Source organism: Streptomyces sp. TM32, from assembly GCF_004122755.1.
In the GTDB taxonomy this organism is placed as follows: Bacteria; Actinomycetota; Actinomycetes; order Streptomycetales; family Streptomycetaceae; genus Streptomyces; species Streptomyces sioyaensis.
This window is the reverse complement of the sequence record NZ_SDIG01000208.1, coordinates 1-10,006: the sequence shown is the minus strand read 5'-3', so window position 1 is coordinate 10,006 and position 10,006 is coordinate 1. Positions and strand designations below refer to the sequence as shown.

Genomic DNA, 10,006 nt, shown 5'->3' with positions numbered 1-10,006 from the left:
GCACCCCTCTCCCCAGCTCTTCCGCCCCCGCTTCTCCGCCCCTCCGTGCACGTCCGGACGACGCCGCCGAGCCCCGGCATCCGCAGGCCCCCGACCGCGATCTCGTCGTCGTGCTCTCGCCGTTCGAGGAGCCGGGCGAGCGGATCGTCGTGGCGGCCGCACGTGCGGGCGCGCTCGGTCTGCTGGACCTCGGCCGGGACGCCGGTACGGCGCGTGCGGCGCTGGCCCGGTCGGGGCCGCTGCCGTACGGCGTGCGCATACCGGTGGGGTGTCCCTGCACCCCCGCCGACCTGCCCGACGAGGTCGACACCGTGCTGCTCGCCGATCCACGGGCGTACGCCGCGGCCGTACCGCACGACGCCGTGGCCCGGGCCCCGTTACCCACCCCGCCGGACTGGGCCGACGGCGGGCGCCGCCGCGTATGGGCCGAGGTCACCACCCCCGAGGAGGCCGCGGCGGCCTGTGCCGCCGGCGTCGGTGCGCTGGTCGCCCGCGGCCATGAGTCGGGCGGCCGGGTGGGCGAACTCACCACCTGTGTCCTGCTCCAGCGGATGCTGGCCGACCCGGCCGTGACCGTCCCCGTCCTCGCCGCCGGGGGCATCGGTCCGCACACCGCCGCCGCGGCCGTCGCCGGCGGGGCGGCCGGTGTGCTGCTCGACGCCCAGCTCGCGCTCACCACCGAGGGCGCGGACCGGCTGCCCCGGGCGGTCGCCGCCGCGATCCGGGCCATGGACGGCAGCGAGACCACGGTCGTCGCGGGCCACCGGGTCCTGCTGCGCCCCGGCTTCGCGCCGCCGGGCGCCGACGCGGCCCTCGCCCCGGACGGCGCGGGGCCCTCCGCCCAGGACCTCGGCCCCGCAGATCTCACCGGGCTCCTCGGCGCCCGTGACCTGTCCGCCCAGCTGCTCCCCATCGGCCAGGACGGGGCGTTCGCCGCCCGGCTCGCCGCGCGCCACCGCACCACCGCCGGCATCGTGCAGGCCGTACGCGCCGCCGTCACCGGCCACCTCGCGGCGGCGGCCCGCACCCGCCCGCTGGCCCGTCGCCCCGGGGCCCGGCATCTGCCCGTGGTCCAGGGGCCGATGACCCGGGTCAGTGACGAGGCCGCCTTCGCCGCCGCCGTGGCCGCCGAGGGCGGGCTGCCCTTCCTCGCCCTGGCCGTCATGGACGGCGCGCAGGTGCGCCGGTTGCTGGCCGAGACCGCCGAACGGCTGGGCGCCAAGCCCTGGGGCGTCGGCCTGCTCGGCTTCGCGCCGCCCGCGCTGCGCGCCGAACAGCTCGCCGCGGTGGCCGAGTTCGCCCCCGCCTACGCCCTGATCGCCGGCGGCCGGCCCGCCCAGGCCGCGCCCCTCGAAGCGGCCGGCACCCGGACCTACCTTCACGTCCCCTCGCCCGGCCTGCTGGAGCGCTACCTCGCGGAGGGCGCCCGCAGATTCGTCTTCGAAGGGCAGGAATGCGGGGGCCACATCGGCCCCCGGGCCAGCTTCCCGCTGTGGGAGGAGCAGATCGAGCGCCTGCTGGCACACGTCCGTGCACCCGGCGGGACGGCGCGGGAGCTGGACGTGCTCTTCGCCGGCGGCATCCACGACGCCCGCTCGGCCGCCATGGCCATGGCCGCCGCCGCCCCGCTCGCCGAACACGGCGCCACCCTCGGGGTCCTGATGGGCACCGCCTACCTCTTCACCGAGGAGGCCGTGGCCACCGGCGCGGTCCTCCCGGGCTTCCAGCAGACCGCCCTGGCCTGCGACCGGACCGTACTGCTGCGCACCGCGCCGGGCCATGCCACCCGCTGCGCCGAGACCGCCTACGCCGACGAGTTCGCGGCCGCCGAACGGCGGCTGGCCGCGGACGGCACGGACCCGCGGGCCCGCTGGGAGGAGCTGGAGCGGCGCAACCTCGGGCGGCTGCGACTCGCGAGCAAGGGCCTGCGGCACACCGACGGCGGGCGCCCCGCGCCGGTGGGGGAGCCGGAACAGCGCCGGGAGGGCCTGTACATGCTGGGCCAGGCCGCCACCACCCGCAGCGCCCCCACCACCCTCGCCGCGCTGCACCGCGAGGTGACCGACGGGGCCACCGCCCTGCTCGGCGCACGTGCGGAACAGTTCCGGCCGCCCGCCGGGCGCCCGGACCCGGAGGCGGACCCGCTGGACATCGCCATCGTCGGCATGGCCTGCTGCTTCCCCGGCGCGGCCGACACCGCCCGCTACTGGTCCCATGTCGTCCACGGCGTCGACTCCGTCACCGAGGTGCCCGCCGAGCGCTGGGACGCCGCGACCTACCACGACCCCGACCCCGCGCGGGCGGGCGAGCGCACCCCCTCGCGCTGGGGCGGCTTCCTGCCCCCGATCCCCTTCGACGCGCTCGCCCACGGCATCCCCCCGGCCTCCCTCACCGGCATCGAACCGGTGCAGCTGCTCGCCCTCGACGCGGCGGCCAAGGCCCTGGCGGACGCCGGATACGCCGAGCGGGACTTCGACCGCGCCCGCACCGGCGTCGTTTTCGGCGCGGAGGCGGGCACCGAACTCGCCGGCGCCTACGGGCTGCGCGCGCTGCACCCGGCCTACCTCGGAGCGCTGCCGCCCGCCCTCGACGCCGAACTGCCCCGGCTGACCGAGGACTCCTTCCCCGGCGTGCTCGCCAACGTCATCGCCGGGCGGATCGCGAGCCGCCTCGACCTGGGCGGCGCCAACTGCACCGTGGACGCCGCCTGCGCCTCCTCGCTCGCCGCGCTCGACCTGGCCTGCCGGCAACTGCGCGACCACGACAGCGACATGGTCCTGTGCGGCGGCGCCGATGTGCACAACGGCATCAACGACTACCTGATGTTCGCGTCCGTCCGCGCCCTGTCGCCCACCGGCCGCTGCCGCCCGTTCGACGCCGCGGCCGACGGGATCGCGCTGGGCGAGGGCGTCGGCTGCCTGGTGCTGCGGCGCCTCGCGGACGCCGAGCGGGACGGCGACCGGATCTACGCGGTCGTCAAGGCGGTCGGCACCTCCAGCGACGGACGCTCCCTCGGCCTGACCGCCCCACGGCCCGAGGGGCAGCGGCGCGCTCTGGAACGCGCCTACCGGCGAGCCGGGATCAGCCCCGCACAGGTGGGTCTCCTCGAAGCCCACGGCACCGGGACCGTCGTCGGCGACAGCACCGAACTCGCCGTCCTCACCGAGGTGTTCGACGCCGCGGGCGCGGCGCCGGGCGGCTGCTCGCTGGGTTCGGTCAAGTCGCAGATCGGGCACACCAAATGCGCGGCCGGGCTGGCCGGGCTCATCAAGGCCGCGCGCGCCGTGCACACGGGCGTGCGGCCGCCCACCCTGCATCTGACCCGCCCGGCCGCGGACGACGCCGCGGCCACCGGCCCGTTCCGCTTCGACACCGTCAGCGCCCGCCCCTGGCCGGTGCCCGTGGAGCGGCGCGTCGCCGGGGTGAGCGCCTTCGGCTTCGGCGGCACCAACTACCACGCCGTATTGGCCGGTTACGGCGGCGCGCCCGAGCCCGTGCACACCCTGGAGGACTGGCCCGCCGAACTCTTCTGCTTCCGCGGGGCCGACCGCGCCGCCGCCGTACGGGCCGTGGAGCGGCTCGCCGCGCGGCTGGCCGACAACGACGCCGCCGGCCGGCCGTGGCCGCTGCGCGACCTCGCCGCCGAGACCGCCTCGGCGCCGGGGCCGGTACAGCTCTGCGTGGTGGCCGAGGACCTCGACGACCTCGCCGGCAAACTGGCGGCGGCCCGCGGGCTCACCGCCGCCGAGGGGGTGTACCTGCGCACCCGGGACGCCGACCCCGGTCTGGTGTCCTTCCTCTTCCCCGGCCAGGGCAGCCAGCGCACCGGCATGCTGGCGGAGTTGTTCACCGCCTTTCCCGCGCTGCGCGCCCTCCTGGACGGCGCCGACCCGCGGTGGACCGCGGCCATGTTCCCGCCCGCCGCCTTCACCGCCACCGAGCGGACCGCCCAGCAGGCCGCCCTCACCGACACCCGCGTCGCCCAGCCGGCGCTCGGCCTCGCCTCCGCCGCCGCACACCGGCTGCTCACCACCCTCGGGGTGCGGCCCGACTGCACGGCGGGGCACTCCTACGGCGAACTGACCGCCCTGTGGGCCGCGGGCGCCTTCGACTCCGAGGCGCTGCTCCGGCTCAGCGCCCGCCGGGCCGACGCGATCCTCACGGCCGCCGGGGACGACCCCGGGGCGATGGCCGCCGTGGCGGCCGCGCCGGACCGGGTGGCAGAGCTGACCGGCGGCACCGGTGTCGTCGTGGCCAACCACAACGCCCCTGCCCAGAGCGTGCTCTCGGGGCCGAGGGACGCCGTGGACCGCGCCGTGGCGGCCCTGCACACGGCCGGTGTCGACGCCCGGCGGCTGCCGGTCGCCTGCGCGTTCCACAGCCCGCAGCTCGCTGCCGCCCGCACGGCGCTCGCCGCCGAACTGGACGCCACCGCGGTGTCCGCGCCCGCCTTCCCGGTCTGGTCCGGCGCCACCGCCCGCCCGTACGACGGCACGCCGGCCGCGCTGCGGAGCACCCTGGCGGGCCAGGTCGCCGCGCCGGTGCGCTTCGTGGACCAGATCGAGGACATGTACGCCGCCGGGGTGCGCACCTTCGTGGAGGCCGGCCCCGGCCGGGTCCTCACCGGGCTCGTCGGGCAGATCCTCGGCGCCCGCCCGCACACCGCCGTGCCGCTGGACGTACCGGGCGAGTCCGCGCTCGCCCGGCTGCCGCACGTCCTGGCCCGGCTCGCCGCGGCCGGGGTCCCCCTCGACCCGGAGGCCCTGTTCCACGGGCGTACGCAGATCCTGCCGGAGACCGCACCGCGCCGCCCGGGATGGCTGGTGGACGGGCACGTGGTGCGCACCGCCGACGGCGCCTTCCTGCCGGGCGGCCTGCGCCCGGCGCGGCGGGTGGACACCCCCGGGGACACCGCGGGCGCGCCGCACGAAGGGAGCGCCGCGGCCGGCGGGCCCGTCCGGCAGGATGCGGTGCTGGAGTACCTGCGGACCACGCGGGAACTCGTCGCCGCCCAACGGGACGTCGTCCTGCGCTACTTGGGGGAGAGCGAGGCATCCGGGCCGGTGCCGGTGCCGGTGCCGGCGGTGGAGCGGGCGGTGGTGCCGTCCCCCGCCCTCGCCGTGACCCAGGCCCCCGCCGAGGCCGCTGCCACGCCACCGGCGACGGCACCCGCCGAGGCCGTGCGGCTGAGCCCCGAGGAACTCCTCGACGCCGTACGGGAGATCATCCACACCCGGACCGGCTATCCGCGCGAGATGCTCGACGCCGGGCTCGACCTGGAGGCCGATCTCTCGGTGGACTCCATCAAGCGGGTGGAGATCATCGGCGCGCTGGCCGACCGGATCGGACTGCCGCAGGACGCCGGCGGGGCCACGGAATCGGCGGTGGAACAGCTCGCCCGGGTCAAGACCATCAGCGGCATCGTCGACTGGATCGCCGCCGCGCGCGCCGAGCCCGCACCGGCCGCCGGGTCGCCCGGGCCCGCACCGAGGACGCCCGCACCGGCGGTGCCCACCGCTCCTCCCGCCCCGCGCGGCACCGTGGGCCCTGCCGGACCGGACGAACCCGGAGGCGGCCCGGCCCCGTTGCCCCCGACCCGCTCCCTGGTCCGGGCCGTCCCCCTCGGCCCGCCCGCCGGCCGGCCGCCCGCCGAGGTGGTGGCCGGACTCGACTTCGCCGTGGTCGAGGACGGCCAGGGAGTGGCGCTGGCCCTCACCGCCCTCCTGGAGAGCCATGGCGCACGGGTGCGTACCGTCCCCGCCGAGCGGCTGGCCGGTCTCACCGGAGACGGGATCGCCGGAGTGGTGGACCTCAGCGCGCTGCGGGCCGGCCACGGAGCCGTCCTGCCCGGTCAGTACGCCGCCCTGCGCGGCGCACTGACCGGCGGGAGCCGGTGGCTGCTGCTGGCCACCGCGGCCGGCGGCACCTTCGGCCAGGACGCCGCCGGCGACGCCCCCGACCCGCTGCCCGGCGCCGGGCTGCGCGGCTTCGCCCGGACGGCCGCCCTCGAATACCCCGACGTCCTGATCCGCGCCGTGGACATCGACCCCAAGGACCGCCCCGAACGGATCGCCGCGCAGCTCCTCGCCGAACTGTGCGCCCCCGGCGAGCCGGTCGTCGTCGGCCACGCCCGGGGCGCCCGTACCACCCTGCGCGCCGTCCCCGTACCGCTGCCCCACGACGGCACCGCCACCGGCCGCCCCCCGCTCGGCCCCGGCTCCGTGGTGCTGCTGACCGGCGGAGCCCGCGGGATCACCGCCCGTACGGCGCTCGCCCTGGCCCGTGCCCACGGTTGTCACGTCGAACTCCTGGGACGCACGCCCCTGGAGGACACCCCCGAGGACCCGGCACTCGCGCACGCCCACGACCGCATCGCCCTGCGTGCCGCGCTGATCGCCCAGGGTCTGCGCCGGCCCGCCGAGATCGAGGCGGCGGCCGGTCGGGTGCTGGCCCGGCGCGAGATCACCGGCACCCTCGCCGTCCTGGAACCGCTCGCCGCCTCCGTGCGTTACCACGCCGCCGACGTCACCGACGAGAGCGCCGTACGCGCCGTGGTGCACGACATCCTGGCCCGGCACGGCCGCCTCGACGGGATCGTGCACGGCGCGGGCACCCTGGAGGACAAGCTGCTGCGGGACAAGGACCCGGCCTCGTTCGCCCGGGTCTTCGCCACCAAGGTCGACGGCGCCCGCCATCTGCTGTCGGCCGCCGGCGAGGACACCGGATTCCTCGTCCTCTTCGGCAGCGTCGCCGGGGTCTTCGGCAACCGCGGCCAGGCCGACTACGCCGCCGCCAACGACGCCCTGGACACTCTCGCCGTGGCCTGGTCGGCCCGGGCGCCCGGCCGCGTCCTCGCCGTCGACTGGGGACCCTGGGCCGCCACCGGCGGCGGCATGGTCACCGAGGAACTGGAGCGCGCCTACGCCCGCCGCGGTGTCGCGCTCCTGGATCCCGACGCCGCGGCCGCCGCCCTCCTGGACGAGCTGGCGCGGGGCACCGCGGCCCAGGTCGTGCTGGCGGCGGAGGCCGACGGCCGGGCGGCGCACGATGACTGAGGCCCCGCCCTGGCCCGTCGGGTCCGGTGCCGCCGGACCCCGGCGCTCCAGGCCCCGGCCCACCGACGCCGCGATCGTCGGCATGGGAGCGCTCTTCCCCGGCGCCGGCGACCTCGCCGCCTATTGGCGCAACCTGGTGGCCGGTACGGACTGCATCACCGACGTGCCGCCCGGCCGCTGGGACCCGGAGGTCTACTACGACCCGCACGGCGCCGAGGGCCCCGCCCGCAGCGACCGCTTCTACTGCCGGCGGGGCGGCTTCCTGGACGAGTTGGCCGTCGTCGACCCCACCCGCTTCGGCATCATGCCCGCCGCGGTCCCGGGAGCCGAGCCCGATCAGCTGCTCGCCCTGCGGGTGATCGCCGACGCCATCGCCGACGCGGGCGGCCAGGAGCGGCTGCCCGCCGACCGCTCCCGTATCGGCGTCATCCTCGGCCGCGGCGGCTACATGGGCGTGGCCACCGCCCGCCTCGACCAGCGGGTCCGTACGGCCCATCAGCTCGCCGCCACCCTGCGCGAACTCGCCCCGGAACTGGGGGAGGAGAAGATCACGGCCGTCCGGGAGGCCTTCCGGGCGAGCCTGGGGCCCGAGGCGCCGGAGGCCTCCATCGGCCTGGTCCCCAGCTTCACCGCCGCCCGGACCGCCAACCGGCTGGACTTCCGCGGCCCCGCCTACACCCTCGACGCGGCCTGCGCCTCCTCCCTGCTGGCCGTGGCGCAGGCCGTCGATCTGCTGGCCGCCGGCCGCTGCGACCTCATGGTCGCCGGAGCCGTGCACCACTGCCACATCGCCACCCTGTGGAGCGTTTTCACCCAGCTGCGCGCGCTCAGCCCCAGCCAGCACATCCGCCCCTTCGACCGCCGGGCCGACGGGACCCTGCTGTCCGAAGGCACCGGTGTCGTCCTGCTGAAGCGGCTGGCCGACGCCGAGCGCGACGGGGACCGGGTGTACGCGGTGATCCGCGGGGTGGGGGTGGCGGGGGACGGGCGTACCGCAAGCCTGATGAGTCCCGAGGTCGAGGGCCAGGTCCAGGCGCTGGCGCAGGCCTGGCACGGTGCGGGTCTCGACCCGGCGGCCCCCGGAGCGCTCGGGCTGCTGGAGGCGCACGGCACCGGGACCCCGGTGGGTGACCGCACCGAACTGGCCACCCTGGCCAGGGTGTTCGGGCCGCCCGGGGCGGGCCGGGCGCCGGTCGGCCTGGGCTCGGTGAAGTCGATGCTCGGCCACACCATGCAGGCCGCCGGCATCGCCGGACTGATCAAGGCCGCCCTCGCCGTCCACCACCGCACCCTGCCGCCGACCCTGCACCTCGACGACCCGCACGAGGACCTGGCACGCACCCGTATGCGGCCGGTCACCGCGGCCGAACCCTGGGACGCCGGACCGGCGCCACTGCGGGCGGGCGTCAACGCCTTCGGCTTCGGCGGGATCAACGCCCACGCCGTCCTGGAGGAAGCACCGGGAGCACCAGGAGGACCGGGAGGACCGGGAGGACGCAGCCCCGACGCGCCGCCCGTGCGCCGGAGCTCCCCGTTGTGGACGGCGGAGCCGGAGCGCACCTACTGGCTCACCGCGGACACCCCCGGGGAACTCGCCGAGGAATTACGGAGGGTGGGGGAGCGGGGCGCGGACGCGGACACCGGCGTCCCCGCGCATCACCGTCCCTGCCGGCTCGCGCTGCCCGACCCCACCCCGCGGCGCCGTGCCCTGGCCACCAAGATCCTCGCGCGCGCCCTGCCCTGGCGCGGCCGCGGCGAGGTGTGGTTCACCCCGACTCCCTTCTTCGGGCCGTACGCAGCGGATCCGGGAGCCCGGCTCGCGTTCCTCTTCCCGGGGCTGGAGGCCGAGTTGCCGCCCTCGGTGGACGGGATCGCCGACCTGCTGACGCTGCCCCGGCCCCGGGTCACCGGCGGCGCGGGACTGGTCGAGCGGGCCGTCGACACCCTCACCACCGGACGGCTGCTCGCCCGCGCGCTGCGCGAACTGGGCATCGTCCCCGATCTGCTGGCGGGCCACAGCCTCGGCGAATGGACCGCGATGGTGGTCGCCGGCATGTATCCGCCGCAGGCCGTGGACGCCTTCCTCGGCTCGCTGCGGCCCACCTCGCTCGCCGTACCCGACCTGGTCTATGCGGCCCTGGGCTGCGGCGCCGCACAGGCGGCCGCGGCGCTGGCGGGGCTGGACCGGGTCGCGGTCAGCCACGACAACTGCCCGCACCAGTCGGTGATCTGCGGGGACCCCGGGCAGCTGACCGAGGCCGTGCGCAGACTCGCGGAGCAGGGCGTACACGCCCAGGAGATGCCCTTCCGGTCCGGCTTCCACACGCCGATGTGGGCGCCCTACCTGGACCAGGTGGGCGCCGCGTTCGACGCGCTGCCGCAACGGGATCCGCAGCTCCCCGTGTGGTCGGCCACCACGGTCGCCACGTTTCCCGAAGACCCGCCCGCGGTACGCCGGTTGGTGCTGCGCCACCTGCTGGAGCCGGTCCGCTTCCAGGAGCTGACCAGGCGACTGTACGAGACGGGCGTACGCGCCTTCGTCCAGGTCGGCGCCGGCAGCCTCACCGGGTTCGTGGCCGACACCCTCCACGGACAGGACCATCTCGCCGTCGCGGCGGCCGGCTCCGGCGACGCCGGAACGGCACCGCTGCGCCGGCTGGCCGCCGCCCTGTGGGCCGAGGGGCTGAACCCGCGCTGGGACCGACTGGCGGGCCGGGGCGGGATCGCCCCGCCGGCCGCCGTGTCGCGCGCCACCGCGGCGTTCGCGGAGCCCGCGGGGGCGGCCACCGTGCCGTCCGTGGGGCCGGCAGCCGTCCCGTCCGCGGCGCCCGCCACCGTCCCGGCAGCACCCGGCCCGCCGGTCCGGCTGGACCTCGGCTCGCCGCTGGTCCGCCTGGGGGAGACGGTGTCGAAGACGGGGATTTTCGCGCCCGCGGGCCCACCCCCACCCC

General features: G+C 77.4%; 2 protein-coding genes. Both read left to right on the top strand.

Features of this window, described 5'->3' with window-relative positions:
* Positions 1–110 precede the first annotated feature (110 nt).
* Entirely contained in the window at positions 111–7,055 is a 6,945-nt protein-coding gene (locus EST92_RS28725) for a type I polyketide synthase (RefSeq protein WP_129283634.1), read from the top strand.
* Positions 7,048–10,006 (top strand): type I polyketide synthase (locus tag EST92_RS28720; protein ID WP_216849135.1); only part of this gene is annotated, 2,959 nt, incomplete at its 3' end. The genes EST92_RS28725 and EST92_RS28720, both read left to right, overlap by 8 nt.